Source organism: Aminobacter sp. P4_D5 (assembly GCF_056401815.1).
In genome coordinates, this window is the sequence record NZ_JBFUIP010000163.1 from 1 (window position 1) to 13009 (window position 13009).

General features: G+C 62.0%; 13 protein-coding genes. 6 read left to right on the plus strand and 7 right to left on the minus strand.

Features of this window, described 5'->3' with window-relative positions; all coding sequences use genetic code 11:
- The 6 genes from AC1DWF_RS25330 to AC1DWF_RS25355 all read left to right on the plus strand — a co-directional run.
- A partial coding sequence (locus AC1DWF_RS25330) for an ester cyclase (RefSeq protein ID WP_476842184.1) occupies window positions 1-145 on the plus strand: 145 nt, incomplete at its 5' end.
- Between the two features lie 320 nt (window positions 146-465).
- Window positions 466-1023 (plus strand): FMN reductase, encoded by a 558-nt coding sequence (gene msuE / locus AC1DWF_RS25335; RefSeq protein WP_476787630.1) that lies wholly within the window; start codon window positions 466-468, stop codon window positions 1021-1023.
- Between the two features lie 96 nt (window positions 1024-1119).
- Window positions 1120-2469 carry an LLM class flavin-dependent oxidoreductase gene (locus AC1DWF_RS25340; protein ID WP_476787047.1) on the plus strand — a complete coding sequence of 450 codons (1350 nt, stop codon included), beginning with the start codon at window positions 1120-1122 and terminating at the stop codon, window positions 2467-2469.
- A gap of 17 nt (window positions 2470-2486) precedes the next feature.
- Window positions 2487-3335, plus strand: coding sequence for an ABC transporter permease (locus AC1DWF_RS25345; protein ID WP_476842181.1), 849 nt, complete (start codon window positions 2487-2489; stop codon window positions 3333-3335).
- A 53-nt stretch (window positions 3336-3388) separates the two neighbouring features.
- On the plus strand, window positions 3389-4393 hold the full coding sequence (locus AC1DWF_RS25350; RefSeq protein ID WP_476785752.1) for an ABC transporter substrate-binding protein: 1005 nt from the start codon (window positions 3389-3391) through the stop codon (window positions 4391-4393).
- A gap of 8 nt (window positions 4394-4401) precedes the next feature.
- Window positions 4402-5172, plus strand: a complete 771-nt coding sequence (locus AC1DWF_RS25355; protein WP_476842182.1) for an ABC transporter ATP-binding protein — start codon at window positions 4402-4404, stop codon at window positions 5170-5172.
- 271 nt (window positions 5173-5443) lie between these two features.
- Here AC1DWF_RS25355 and AC1DWF_RS25360 read toward each other — a convergent pair whose 3' ends face one another.
- The 7 genes from AC1DWF_RS25360 to glpD form a co-directional block, all read right to left on the minus strand.
- Window positions 5444-7168, minus strand: a complete 1725-nt coding sequence (locus AC1DWF_RS25360; RefSeq protein ID WP_476804276.1) for an ABC transporter substrate-binding protein — start codon at window positions 7166-7168, stop codon at window positions 5444-5446.
- A 74-nt stretch (window positions 7169-7242) separates the two neighbouring features.
- The gene (locus AC1DWF_RS25365) at window positions 7243-7524 is read right to left on the minus strand and encodes a DUF2160 domain-containing protein (protein WP_055979040.1); all 282 of its coding nucleotides are present in this window, start codon (window positions 7522-7524) and stop codon (window positions 7243-7245) included.
- A 12-nt stretch (window positions 7525-7536) separates the two neighbouring features.
- Window positions 7537-8355, minus strand: coding sequence for a carbohydrate ABC transporter permease (locus tag AC1DWF_RS25370; protein WP_476787651.1), 819 nt, complete (start codon window positions 8353-8355; stop codon window positions 7537-7539).
- 115 nt (window positions 8356-8470) lie between these two features.
- Window positions 8471-9337 (minus strand): carbohydrate ABC transporter permease, encoded by an 867-nt coding sequence (locus AC1DWF_RS25375; protein ID WP_476787626.1) that lies wholly within the window; start codon window positions 9335-9337, stop codon window positions 8471-8473.
- Window positions 9338-9339: 2 nt separating this feature from the next.
- A complete protein-coding gene (locus AC1DWF_RS25380) occupies window positions 9340-10407 on the minus strand; it encodes an ABC transporter ATP-binding protein (RefSeq protein WP_476785008.1) in 1068 nt (355 codons plus the stop codon).
- A 9-nt stretch (window positions 10408-10416) separates the two neighbouring features.
- Window positions 10417-11499 carry an ABC transporter ATP-binding protein gene (locus AC1DWF_RS25385; protein WP_476787625.1) on the minus strand — a complete coding sequence of 361 codons (1083 nt, stop codon included), beginning with the start codon at window positions 11497-11499 and terminating at the stop codon, window positions 10417-10419.
- A gap of 37 nt (window positions 11500-11536) precedes the next feature.
- Window positions 11537-13009: glycerol-3-phosphate dehydrogenase (gene glpD / locus AC1DWF_RS25390; RefSeq protein WP_476842183.1), on the minus strand; the 1473-nt coding region annotated here is incomplete at its 5' end.

Consider the following 13009-nt stretch of genomic DNA (forward strand, 5'->3'; position numbering starts at 1 on the left):
CGACTGGGCCGATGGCACCAAGGCTACCGGCAAGAAGTTCTCTTTCACCGGCGCGTCGATGTTCTCGGTCAAGGACGGAAAGATCGCCACCCAGAGCGACTATTACGATGCGCTCGGCTTCTACAAGCAGCTTGGGCTGATGTAGCGGGTCAAGCGGCGCCATATTGTTTCGCGTCAATCTTGACGCCTATGGTGCGTGAATAGCTCGCGCCGCATGCAGCGCCATCGCATCGGCTTGCGTTGGTTCGCGCTGCCATTTCTGCGCGGCGGCCGAGGCCTAGCCGTCATGATTGCGTTGGCGTGGTCACGCGGTGACACGGCGATAGCAGTGCCAGATGAACTAATCGAAGCCGATGTTTCGCAAACTCCATCCGCTTGGCGGCCCGGATTTGAAATCCTCTCGCTCTCCAAACTCTACAAATTCCGTAGAGTTAATGGAAGTTGGGCGATTGTGAGGAGCCGGAAATGTCAAAGCAGCTCGTGGTGGGAATTTCGGGTAACCTGACCCGTCCGTCGAAGACCAGACTGTTCATCGACCACATCGTTGGGCAAGTCGCCAAAAGCACAGGGGCAGCCTCGGCCACTTACGATATCGAAGACCTTGGCCCGTCCTTCGCCCAGGCAAGGCGTGTCAGCGATCTCGACCCTTCCGCCCGGGCCATCGTCGAACAGCTGTCGAGCGCGGCCATTTTGGTGGTCGGTTCGCCCACCTTCAAAGGCAGCTACACCGGCCTGTTCAAGCATTTCTTCGACCTGCTCGACCCAACCTCGCTGAAAGGCAAGCCTGTCATTTTGGCCGCGACTGGTGGCGGTGAGCGCCATTCGCTGATCGTCGAACACCAGCTTCGCCCGCTCTTCGGCTTCTTCGAGGCGCTGACAATCCCGACCGCCATCTACGCTTCCGACAGGGATTTCGCTGACGGTGTGATTGTGTCCGAAGCCATCCGCTCCCGTGCCCAGCAGGCGGTCGACGAGGCCTGTCGGGTCGTGCAGGCACGCACTAGCGTTTCCTTGGCCGCCTGAGCCCAGGCCGCAAACCAGCAAAAAACTCATCCGACCTGACCAACCTGCGGCCTTCGCCGCCGGATCGACCTTTGTCGTCTTCACAAGGAGATCGTTATGACCAGACAGATCAAACTTGGCGCCTTCCTGCCCGGCGGCGGACAGCACATTGCCGCTTGGCGTCATCCCGGCTCGCCTGCCGACGGCGCGACCAATTTCGCCTTTCACACCGAGCTCGCACTTACCGCCGAGCGCGGCCTGTTCGACGCTTATTTCCTGGCCGACAATCTGTCAGTCGGCCTCGGCGGACGCGAAGGCGGCAACGCCAAGATCGCCGGCTTCGAGCCGGTCACGCTGTTTGCGGCGCTGGCACCGCTGACCACGCATTTGGGCTTCATCGCCACCGCCTCCACCACCTACGAAGAGCCTTATACGCTCGCCCGCAAATTTGCCTCGCTCGACCTTTTGTCGAATGGCCGCGCCGGCTGGAATGTCGTCACATCCGCCGGCGACGAAACGGCGCGCAATTTCAATCGCGACAAACAGCCCGACCATGCCGACCGCTATGCCCGTGCCAGGGAGCACGTCGATGCCGTCAAGGCGCTGTGGGACAGCTGGGAAGACGACGCCTTCATCCGCGACAAGCAGACGGGGCGTTTCTACGATCCCGCCAAGGTCCACGACATCGACCACAAGGGCGCGCATTTCGCCGTCAAGGGACCGCTCAACGTGCCCCGTCCGGTGCAAGGGCATCCAGTCGTCGTCCAGGCCGGCCAGTCCGAGGACGGGCGCAGGCTGGCAGCGCTTTCGGCCGAAGTCATCTTCACTGCGCACCAGAACCTCGCTTCGGCGCAGGAGTTCTATCGCGACATCAAAGCTCGCGTGATCGCCGAGGGCCGCGTCCCTGAACATGTTCTGATCATGCCTGGCGTCGCCCCCTTCGTCGGTCGCACCGAAGACGAAGCCCGCGCCAAATACGACAAGCTCAATGAGCTGATCCTGCCCGAGGACGGCGTCGCGCTTCTCAACGGGCTGACCGGCGGCACCCTCGACATCAGGGGCTATCCGCTCGACGGGCCGCTGCCCAAGAGCGCGGAAACCGAAGGCATGAAGAGCCGCCAGGCGCTGCTCCGCCAGATCGCCGACGAGCATAACTTCACCATCCGCGAACTCTACCACTGGGTGGCGACAGCGCGCGGCCACTACACGGTTGTTGGCAGCGCCACCCAGGTCGCCGATCAGCTCGAAGAATGGTTCCACAACAAAGCCGCCGACGGCTTCAACATCCTGCCGCCATGGCTGCCGGGTGCGCTCGACGACTTCGTCGATCTCGTGGTGCCCGAGCTTCAGCGCCGGGGCCTGTTCCGCACCGCCTATGAGGGCCGCACGCTGCGCGACAATCTCGGCCTGCCACGCCCGGTGAACCCCTGGACCTTGAGCCGCAGCTCGCTGCAGGCCGCCGAATAATCGCAAAGGAGAAGACGATGAGTTTGCAGCACATAGAGCAGCCGACCGTCATCGGCGCGGGCATCAGCGACGGCACGGCCGGCATCGAATACGTACAGCGCAGCGGCCAGGCAGCGGCGCGCTTCCTGTCACGCTACGGCGTTTTGCTCGGCTTCCTCGCGCTCTGGCACATTTCCAGCACCAGGGGCTGGATCAACCCTGCGGTCATCCCACCGCTCGACGCCATCGTCGCGGCACTGTGGAAAGGCGTCGTCGGCGRTGCCTTGCTCGACGACATCGCCATCTCCCTGCAGCGCTCGGGCACTGCCTTTGCCGCCGCAGTCGTCGTGGCGATCCCGCTTGGCATGTTCATGGGCCAGGTTCGATCAGTCGAACGTGCGCTTGATCCGATCCTGCAGGTTTTCCGGCAGACATCGGCGCTTGCGCTCTACCCAATCTTCATCCTGCTTTTGGGCCTCGGCGAGGCTTCAAAAGTCTTCGTCATCTTCTGGGCGACGCTGTTTCCGCTGCTCTTGAACACCATCGGCGGCGTCAAGGAGGTCGATCCCAAGCTGATCGAGATGGCGCGGGTCTATGGCGCCTCCAGGCTGACCGTATTCCGCCGAGTCGTGTTGCCAGGTGCGGTGCCTTCGATCTTTGTCGGCCTCAGGCTGTCGGCGACGACTGCGCTTCTGCTTTTGATCGCGTCCGAGATGATCGGCGCCAACAAGGGCGTTGGCTTCCAGGTTATGAACGCCCAGTACAATTTCCAGATCCCGCTGATGTTTGCGGCGATCGTGTTGCTGGCCGGCCTCGGCCTGCTTTCCAACTACGGGCTCGTCTTGCTGCAACGTCGCCTCTGCCGCTGGAGCAGCGCTGCCAGCTAATCGCACGACTGCAATGTCCAAACGGTCCTATCAACCATGAAAGAGATCCGACCATGACACTTTCCCGCCGTTCCCTCGGCCTCGGTGCCGTYCTCGCCCTTGGGCTTTCCGCCACAGGCCTGCCTGGCTTCGCGCTTGCGCAATCGCCTGAAACCGTGAAGTTCCGCTACCTTGCCAGTCAGGGCGGCGTCTCCCCGCATGAACTTGCATATGAGCTGGGTTACTACAAAGATCTCGGCGTTGAGCTGGAGAATGTCGGCTACGCCCAGGGCGGGCCTGCCTCGCTCTTTGCGCTGGCTGCGGGCAGCGTCGACCTCGGTTCCGCCGCGACTTCGGCGGTGATCAACTCGATCGCCGGCGGCAACGACTTTGTCGCCGCCTATCCCAGCAACGGCATCAACGACCAGGTCCAGAGCGTTTTCTATGTGCTCGAGGACAGCCCGATCAAATCCATCGCCGACATTGCCGGCAAGTCGATCGCGGTCAACACGCTGGGCGCTCATCTCGACTACACCGTCCGCGAGGCGCTTCACCAGGCAGGCCTGCCGCAGACCGCCGCCAACCTCGTTGTGGTGCCCGGGCCGCAGCTCGAACAGATCTTGCGCTCGCGCCAGGTCGATATTGCCGCTCTCGGTTATTGGCAGGCGACCTTCGAAGGTGTGCTGAAGGAGCATGGCGGCGTCCGTGCTGTCTTTGACGACACCGATGTTCTGGGCGAGATCGCCGGCGGCTTCATCGTGCTGCGCCGCGACTTCATTCAGGCGCATCCCGAGGCCGCGCGCCACTTCGTCGAACAAGCGACCCGCGCCGCCGACTGGTCGCGCCAGAACCCGGACGAGGCGCGCAAAGTCCTCGCCAAGATCCTGAATGACCGCGGCGAAAATGGTGAGCTTGCCAAGCACTGGACCGGCTTCGGGCTTCGCCAAGGCGCCCAGGCGACCCCGCGCGACCTCGATTTCTGGATCAATGTGCTTGAACGCGACGGCTCGCTGCCCAAGGGCAAGTTTACGGCCACGGATCTTTTGTTCCAGCCGAACGCCGAAGCGACATCGAACTGAGCGCGAAGATGAACATTCCCGACAGCACCCGCCGCGGCGAGGTTTCGATCCGCGACCTCTCCAAATCCTTCGCCATCAATGGTCGCCCGCTGGCCGTGCTCAAGGGCCTCAATCTCGACATCCGCGCCGGCGAATGCCTCGTCATTGTCGGGGCCAGCGGCTCGGGCAAGACCACGCTCTTGCGGGTGCTTGCCGGCCTTGAGGCGGCGGACGGTGGCCGGGTTCTGATCGACGGCGCGGAGGTCGCTGGCGTCGGTACGGATCGCGCGGTGATCTTCCAGGAACCGCGTTTGCTGCCTTGGCTCACCGTGCTCGACAATGTCGCCTTTGGCCTGAAGGTGCGCGGCGAGGCGCGCAGCCGAGCCGAGGAGCGGGCTCGCGACTACATCGCGCTCGTTGGTCTCGGCGACTTCGCCRATGCCTAYCCYAARCAGCTCKCGGGCGGCMTGGCYCAGCGYGTCGGYATCGCCCGTGCGCTGACYGTCCAGCCCGAGATCCTGCTTCTCGACGAGCCACTCGGCGCGCTCGACGCCATGACCAAGATCACCATGCARGAAGARCTCGCCCGTATCTGGAGCGAGGAGAACGTCACCATGATCATGGTGACCCATGACCTTGAAGAGGCGGTCTATCTCGCCGACAGGGTCTTGGTCCTGCCCAAGGAAAAAGGTGCTGCGGCGCGGCTGATCGAGGTCGATCTTCCCCGACCTCGCGATCGCAGCGAAGCCCGTTTCGTCCGCTACCGCGAGGAACTGCTGCGGGAATTCGGGCTGCACTGAAGCGTAGGGGCGCTCGACTGGATCACGATGGAGTAGAGGTCCCGATAGTCCGAACGGACCTGTGAGCAGGCGTCGAATCCGGCAACTTAAGCCGGAGAGACACGGCAAGGACCAGCCACAGGACAGGTGCGCAACGCGGAGAACGCTTTGTCACCTGCTGCTCCATGTGCGCCACGCTGGTCTGCGGCCTGACGGGCGACACCTTGCGAGGGGAGGCGGCGCTGCGCCGCCTCCCCAGACAGTTGGCCGGGCGGATGATCCGTCCGAACGCTTACTTGCTCCAGCTCTTCACCAGCTCGTCGTAATTGATGGTGATCGGCTTTTCCTTTTCGTTTTCAATCTTCAGCTGTGGTGCGAGATTGCCTGCCTTGACCGCTTCCGCATTCCAGTAGGCAAGGTCGTGCTCTTCTGCCATCTTCGGGCCGATATCGCCCTGGACTCCGGCGCGTTCGAGCCGTTCCATCACCTTTTCCTGCTCGGCGCAGAGCGAGTCCATGGCTTCCTGCGCCGTCTTGGCGCCTGAAGAGGCGTCACCGATTGCCTGCCACCACAGCTGCGCCAGCTTCGGGTAGTCGGGGACGTTGGTGCCGGTCGGCGACCACTGAACACGAGCCGGCGAACGGTAGAACTCGATCAAGCCGCCGAGCTGTGGGGCGCGGTCGCTGAAGCTCTTGTGATCAAGCGTCGACTGGCGGATGAAGGTAAGACCGACGTGGCTCTTCTTCACGTCCACCGTCTTCGACGTCACGAACTGCGCGTAGAGCCAGGCGGCCTTGGCGCGGTCGTCCGGCGTCGACTTGAGGATCGTCCAGGAACCGACGTCCTGGTAGCCGAGCTTCATGCCGTCCTTCCAGTAGACACCGTGCGGCGAGGGCGCCATGCGCCATTTTGGCGTGCCGTCCTCGTTCATGACAGGCAGGCCGGGCTTGACCATGTCGGCGGTAAAGGCGGTGTACCAGAAGATCTGCTGGGCAACGGCACCTTGGGCCGGCACTGGGCCGGATTCGGAGAAAGTCATGCCCTGGGCTTCCGGCGGCGCATATGCCTTCAGCCAGTCGAGATACTTGACGATCGAGTAGACCGAGGCCGGGCCGTTGGTGTCGCCGCCGCGCGCGACGCAAGAGCCGACGGGCTGCGACTTATCGTTGACCTTGATGCCCCACTCGTCGACCGGCAGGCCGTTGGGCAAGCCCTTGTCGCCATTGCCGGCCATCGAAAGCCATGCGTCGGTGAAGCGCCAGCCGAGCGAGGGGTCCTTTTTGCCGTAGTCCATATGGCCATAGACCTTCTGGCCGTTTACGTCGCGGCCAGTGAAAAACTCGGCGATGTCCTCATAGGCCGACCAGTTGACCGGAACGCCGAGGTCGTATCCGTATTTCGCCTTGAAGTCGGCTTTGTTCTTCTCGTCGTTGAACCAGTCGTAGCGGAACCAGTAGAGGTTCGCGAACTGCTGGTCGGGTAGCTGGTAGAGCTTGCCGTCCGGCGCGGTCGTGAACTTGGTGCCGATGAAGTCGGCGACGTCGAGGTTCGGATTGGTGACATCCTTGCCCTCATTGGCCATCCAGTCGGTCAGGCTGCGCGCCTGCTGGTAGCGCCAATGGGTGCCGATCAGGTCGGAGTCGTTGACGTACGCGTCATAGATGTTTTCGCCCGACTGCATTTGCGTCTGCAGCTTTTCAATGACATCGCCTTCGCCGATGAGGTCGTGTGTGATCTTGATGCCGGTGATGTCCGAAAACGCCTTGGCGAGTGTCTTGGATTCGTATTCGTGCGTGGTGATGGTTTCCGAAACGACCTTGATGTCCATGCCGGCGAAAGGCTTTGCGGCATCGATGAACCACTGCATTTCGGCTTCCTGGCCGGCGCGATCGAGCGCCGACTGGTCCTTGATCTCGGCATCGAGAAAGGCTTTCGCCTCGTCCATGCCGGCAAAGGCATTGTTTGCACCCAAAAGCAGGGCGATCATGCTTGTCGATGCTAGAATATGGCGTCGCATTAATTTCCTCCCAAACAAGGTTGCATTGCCATTTGGCGCCGCCGCGGGCTTGCGGCGGTCCAACATTCCCCCCTCTAGACGAAGCGGAATACGCCGATCGCGTAGACCACTGCGAGAGCGAGAGCCCACCACAGGTTGGGTCCGATAAGACCCAGCCATGCGAGATGAATGAAGGCGCTGCCGAGCAGCGAAACGAAAAGCCTGTCCCCCCTGGTCGTCTCGAACCGAAGGATGCCGACGCGCGGATTGCCGCCGGGCGAGAAATACTCCCACACGCCCATGCCCACGAGCATCAGGAAAATGGTGATGAAGAACGCTGCTGTCGGCAGCGTCCAGGCCATCCAGGAAAAGTCCATCACAACGCTCCCTCAGACGCGGCCCAGGGCAAAGCCCTTGGCGATGTAGTTGCGGACGAACCAGATGACGAGGGCACCTGGGATGATGGTCAAGACGCCTGCGGCGGCAAGCACGCCCCAATCCATGCCCGAGGCCGAGACGGTACGCGTCATGATGGCGGCGATCGGCTTGGCGTCGGTGGTGGTCAGCGTGCGGGCGATCAACAGCTCGACCCATGAGAACATGAAGCAGAAGAAGGCCGCGACCCCGATGCCGCTCGCGATCAGCGGCACGAAGATCTTGATGAAGAAGCGCGGGAACGAATAGCCGTCGATATAGGCGGTCTCGTCGATCTCTTTCGGCACGCCCGACATGAAGCCTTCGAGGATCCACACCGCCAGCGGCACGTTGAACAGGCAGTGGGCGAGTGCTACGGCAATGTGGGTGTCGATCAGGCCGAAGGCGGAATAGAGCTGGAAAAAGGGCAGGGCGAACACCGCCGGCGGCGCCATGCGATTGGTCAAAAGCCAGAAGAACAGGTGCTTGTCGCCCAGGAACCGGTAGCGCGAGAAGGCGTAGGCCGCAGGCAGGGCCACGGAGATCGAGATCGCCGTATTCATGACCACATAGATGATCGAATTGATGTAGCCCTTGTACCAGGACGGATCGGTGAAGATCACGCCGTAGTTGCGCAGCGTCGGGTTCTGCGGCCACAGCGAGAAGGCCCCGAGGATTTCCTGGTTCGACTTGAAGCTCATATTGATCAGCCAGTAGATCGGCAGCATCAAAAAGACGATGTAGATCGTCGGCACCACCCACCAGAAGCGCGATTCCTCGCCGCGCCGCCGCATTCGCCGGGCGAGTGCTGTGTCCGGGGTGCCGTGGACAGCGCCCGCCGTCACTGGCGCACTGCGCATCAGCTTGTCCTTGTCGGCGTTTACGACAGCTTCCCTTGTGCCCCCCATCTCACTTCTCCACGTCGTAATTTGTCATCACGGTGTAGAAGACCCATGACAGCAAAAGCACGATCAGGAAGTAGATGATCGACATCGCCGCAGCCGGTCCGAGGTCGAACTGGCCGACCGCCATCTTGACGAGGTCGATCGACAGGAAGGTCGTCGAATTGCCGGGGCCGCCGCCAGTGACGACGAAGGGCTCGGTGTAGATCATGAAGGAGTCCATGAAGCGCAGCAGCACGGCGATCAAAAGCACGCGCTGCATCTTGGGCAGCTGGATGTGGCGGAACACCGCCCAGCGCGATGCGCCGTCGATCTTGGCCGCCTGGTAGAAGGCGTCGGGGATCGACACCAGACCGGCATAACAGAGCAGAACGACCAGGCTGGTCCAGTGCCAGACATCCATGATGATGACCGTCACCCAGGCGTCGAACGGGTCGTTGACGTAGTTGTAGTCGAAGCCGAGCGCGTGCAGCGTGTAGCCGAGCAGGCCGATGTCGATGCGCCCGAACACCTGCCAGATGGTGCCGACGACATTCCACGGAATGAGCAGAGGCAGTGCCATCAGCACCAGGCAGACCGGCACCCCCCAGCCTTTTCGTGGCATGTTGAGCGCGATGAAGATGCCGAGCGGGATCTGGATCGCCAGGATGATCGCCGAGAAGACCAGGTTGCGCCCCATCGCCGCCCAGAAGCGGTCGGAGTGCAACATCTCTTCGAACCACTCGGTGCCGGCCCAGAAAAACTGGTTGCCGCCGAACGTATCCTGCACCGAATAATTGACCACAGTCATCAGCGGGATGACCGCTGAAAAAGCCACCAGCACGAGCACCGGCAGCACCATGAACCAGGCCTTGTTGTTCCAGGTCTTTTCCATGGTCAGGCTCCCATCTCGACGCGCCACGACTTGTCGTAGAGGTTGATGCCTGCGGGATCGAAGGTGACGTGCGGATTGGCTGGCACGTTGTCGTCTTCGCCCAGGATCGCCGCGATCTCGCGGCCTTCGAGACTGGCACGCACCACCTTGTGGCGTCCGATGTCTTCGACCTTGCGGATTGTAACTGGCATGCCCTTGGCACCAAGCCGGACATATTCAGGCCGAATGCCGAGCTCGATGCCGCCGCCCTCGGCGCTGGGCGTGCCGGGAAGGTCGATGACCTGATCGCCAAGCCGGGCGCGCCTGCCTTCAACGGCCACTGGCATGACGTTCATGCCTGGCGAGCCGATGAAATAGCCAACGAAGGTGTGCTTGGGGCGTTCGAACAGTTCAGCGGGCGTGCCGATCTGGACGATTTCGCCGTCATACATCACCACCACCTTTTCAGCGAAGGTCAGCGCCTCGGTCTGGTCGTGGGTGACATAGATCATGGTATAGCCAAAGCGGCGATGAAGCTGCTTGAGCTGCGAGCGCAACAGCCATTTCATATGCGGGTCGATGACGGTCAGCGGTTCGTCGAACAAGATCGCGTTGACGTCGGAACGAACGAGGCCACGGCCGAGGGATATCTTCTGCTTCTGGTCGGCGGTCAGCCCGCGCGCCTTGCGCTTGGCCCAGCTTGCCAGGTCGATCATGTCGAGCGTCTCGCGCACCTTGCGGTCGACATCGGCCTCGGCAACGCCGCGGTTGCGCAGCGGGAAGGCCAAATTGTCGTAAACCGTCATCGTGTCGTAGATGACCGGGAACTGGAACACTTGGGCGATGTTGCGCTCCTGCGTCGACAGCCGGGTGACGTCCTTGCCATCGAACAGAAGCTGTCCGTGCGAGGCGTGCAGCAGGCCTGAAATGATGTTGAGCAGGGTTGTCTTGCCGCAGCCGGACGGGCCGAGCAGTGCATAGGCGCCGCCGTCATCGAAGCTGTGATGCACCTCCCTCAGCGCGTAATCCTTTTCGGACTTCGGGTTGGCGCTGTAGGCGTGGCGGATATGGCTCAGGTCGATGCGTGCCATCTCGCCCTCCTATGCAGCCAGTTGCGATGGCGAGACGGCCGAACGGCCATTCGCGTCGAACACCATGACGTGGCGCGGATCGATGAACACCTTGACGGTCTCGTCCGGCTCGAACTGGCGGATGCCATGGGCAAGCATCACCCAGCGGGCATCGGCGAAGTCGAGATGCACGAAGCTCTCCGAGCCAGTGATCTCGGTCACAGACACTTTCGCTGTGACGCCGACCGCATCTGGGGTGCGCTTTTCATAAGAAAGATGGTGGGGCTGGAAGCCGATCGTATAGCTGGCGTCGGCAATGCCGGCGAGGTCCGCCGGCACCGGGAGGTCCACCCCACCATCAAGCTGGAAATTGCTGCCGCTCTTTTTCATCACGATCGTATTGAGCGGCGGGTCGGCGAACGTCTTGGCCGTGATCAGATCATTCGGTTTGCGGAATACCTCGATCGTCGGGCCGAACTGGGTGATGCGGCCTTCGGAGAGTGTTGCGGTATTGCCTCCGAGCAACAGCGCCTCGTGCGGCTCGGTTGTGGCATAGACGAAGATCGCGCCGGTCTCGGCAAAGATCTTCGGCAACTCGGCGCGCAATTCCTCGCGCAGCTTGTAGTCGAGATTGGCGAGCGGCTCGTCGAGCAAAACCAGCTTGGCATTCTTGACGATGGCGCGGGCAAGCGCGGTGCGCTGCTGTTGTCCGCCGGAGAGATTGAGCGGGGTGCGGTCGAGATAGGGCGTAAGCTTCAACAGGTCGGCGGCGCGTTTGACATCCTTTTCGACCCTCGCTTTATCGACCCCGGCAACGCGCAGTGGTGAGGCAATGTTCTCGTAGACCGTCATCGCCGGATAGTTGATGAACTGCTGGTAGACCATGGCGATGTTACGCTTTTGAACCGGTACGCCGGTGACATCGACGCCATCGAACCAGATTGAGCCCGAACTGGGCTTGTCGAGCCCTGCCATCAGCCGCATCAGGCTGGTCTTGCCCGAAAGCGTCGGTCCCAGAAGCACGTTCAGGCTGCCGTGCTGGAGCGTGAGTGAGACGTCGCGGATATGATCCGCGCCGGCCATTGATTTCGTTATGTTGCGCAGTTCCAGCATAATTCCTCCTCCCAGAGGCAGACGCGGGACGCTTTGCCTATTCTGCCGCGGCGTTGTGCACGCCAGGGCTTATTCCTTGCAGAAATTCATCGAGTGACGCGGCCTGCTCCTTGCCGAGCTTGAGACCGCGCTTGGTGCGTCGCCATAAAATGTCCTCTGCCGTCACCGCCCATTCATGGTCGACGAGGTAGCGCACCTCCGCCTCGTAGAGGTCGGCACCGAAATTGCGTCCCAGCTCGGCTTCGGATTTGGCGAGGCCCAAAAGCGCTTTTGCGCGTGTGCCGTACAGCCTCGTCAGCCGGCGGGCGAGGCGCAGGTCGAGAAACGCATAGGCAGCCTTGAGCTTCGCCACTTCGGCGTCGAAGGCGGTCGCCGCGAATTCGCCGCCGGGCAGGGCGGCGGTCGCCGTCCAGGATTTGCCCTTCTTGCCCAGATGCTTTTCGATGATCTCGAGCATCGACTCGGCAAGGCGGCGGTAGGTGGTGATCTTGCCACCGAAGATGTTGACGATGACCGCCTGGCCTTCGCCGACATCCGACTTCAGCACATAGTCGCGCGTCGCTTCCTGGGCCTTGCTGGCGCCGTCGTCATAGAGCGGCCTGACACCGGAGTAGGTCCACACGATGTGCTCGGGCTTGACCGGCTCGGCGAAATATTCGCTCGCCGCAGCGCAGAGATAGTCGATCTCGGCTGGCCTGATCTTTGCTGCATGCGGGTCGCCGTCATAATCCTGGTCGGTGGTGCCGATCAGGGTGAAGTCTTCCTCGTAGGGAATGGCGAAGATGATCCGCCCGTCCTTGTTTTGGAAGAAATAGGCGCGCGGATCGTCGAATTTCTTCGGCACCACGATGTGGCTGCCCTGGACCAGGCGCACATTGTGGACGTTGTTTTGGCCAACGGTGTCGGTCAAGACATGGTCGATCCATGGTCCGGCGGCGTTGACGATCAGCCGCGCCTTGACCTCTTCGATCTTGCCGCTGCGCGCGTCTTCGACCTGGATGGCCCAATGGCCATTGTCACGCCGCGCACGCGTCACCTTGGTCCGGGTGCGAATGATCGCCCCTCGATTGGCGGCATCGCGGGCGTTGAGCACCACCAGTCGGGCGTCATTGACCCAGCCATCCGAATATTCGAAGGCTTTTGAAAATATAGGCTTGAGCGGCTTGCCGGCGGCGTCGCTCTGCATGTCGAGCGTCTTGGTCGCGGGCAAAAGCCTGCGCCCGCCGATGTGGTCGTAAAGGAACAGGCCGAGCCTGATCAGCCAGGCCGGACGCAGGCCCTTGGCGTAGGGCAAGACAAAGCGCATCGGCCAGATGATATGCGGGGCGTTGCGCCACAGCACCTCGCGCTCCATCAGCGCCTCGCGCACCAGGCGGAATTCGTAATGTTCGAGATAACGCAGGCCGCCATGGATCAGCTTGGTCGAGTAGGACGATGTGCCGCTGGCGAGATCGTTCATTTCGGCGAGGTAGACCGAGTAGCCGCGTCCGACCGCATCGCGTGCGATGCC

Excerpts from the sequence above, each read along its gene's own strand:
- AC1DWF_RS25385 (WP_476787625.1), bottom strand. The coding sequence starts at position 11,499 with ATGCTGGAACTGCGCAACATAACGAAATCAATGGCCGGCGCGGATCAT.
- AC1DWF_RS25380 (WP_476785008.1), bottom strand. The coding sequence starts at position 10,407 with ATGGCACGCATCGACCTGAGCCATATCCGCCACGCCTACAGCGCCAAC.
- AC1DWF_RS25360 (WP_476804276.1), bottom strand. The coding sequence starts at position 7,168 with ATGCGACGCCATATTCTAGCATCGACAAGCATGATCGCCCTGCTTTTG.
- AC1DWF_RS25375 (WP_476787626.1), bottom strand. The coding sequence starts at position 9,337 with ATGGAAAAGACCTGGAACAACAAGGCCTGGTTCATGGTGCTGCCGGTG.
- AC1DWF_RS25365 (WP_055979040.1), bottom strand. The coding sequence starts at position 7,524 with ATGGACTTTTCCTGGATGGCCTGGACGCTGCCGACAGCAGCGTTCTTC.
- msuE (WP_476787630.1), top strand. The coding sequence starts at position 466 with ATGTCAAAGCAGCTCGTGGTGGGAATTTCGGGTAACCTGACCCGTCCG.
- AC1DWF_RS25340 (WP_476787047.1), top strand. The coding sequence starts at position 1,120 with ATGACCAGACAGATCAAACTTGGCGCCTTCCTGCCCGGCGGCGGACAG.
- AC1DWF_RS25370 (WP_476787651.1), bottom strand. The coding sequence starts at position 8,355 with ATGCGGCGGCGCGGCGAGGAATCGCGCTTCTGGTGGGTGGTGCCGACG.